Origin of the sequence: Bradyrhizobium sp. NBAIM08, from assembly GCF_020193935.1 — a bacterium.
Lineage (GTDB): Bacteria > Pseudomonadota > Alphaproteobacteria > Rhizobiales > Xanthobacteraceae > Bradyrhizobium > Bradyrhizobium yuanmingense.
Genome location: NZ_JADYVR010000794.1, coordinates 1 through 414 on the forward strand (window position 1 = coordinate 1; position 414 = coordinate 414).

1 protein-coding gene is annotated in these 414 nt (G+C 65.2%); it reads right to left on the minus strand.

Annotated elements, in window-relative coordinates:
- A partial coding sequence (locus tag I6F37_RS42095) for a glycosyltransferase family 9 protein (protein WP_276573831.1) occupies nt 1-383 on the minus strand: 383 nt, incomplete at its 3' end.
- Nucleotides 384-414: the final 31 nt, after the last annotated feature.

Sequence of the window (414 nt, forward strand, 5' to 3'; positions counted from 1 at the left end):
TCCGCAATCTCTTCCGTTCCCACACGCAAGCATGGCGGCAGCGGCGCCGGGTTGGCACCAAGGGCGGCGACGAGTTGCAGGTAATCGTGCACATGGTGGGCCGTGGGAGGGTATGTCTCACGCGCCAGGTTTTCAGCCACGCGGCCCTTCACCTCCGCGGTTGAACGTTTGTGCATGCGCACGGCGCCGGCGCGAGGCGGCACCGCCCGGTTCAAAAAGAGCCCCCGCCCGTTGCACGCGTAGCCGACGCGCTGCGGGATTCGGGCCAGGAAGGATTCCAATGCCGAACGCAGCGAATTCGGAAACACCACCGCGAGGTCGAAATGCTCCGCGCGCAGCCGTTGCGCGACGCTGAAAACGCTGTCGCCATCATCGAAGGTCAATGTGGCGTTGATACTGGGATGCCCCCGCCAC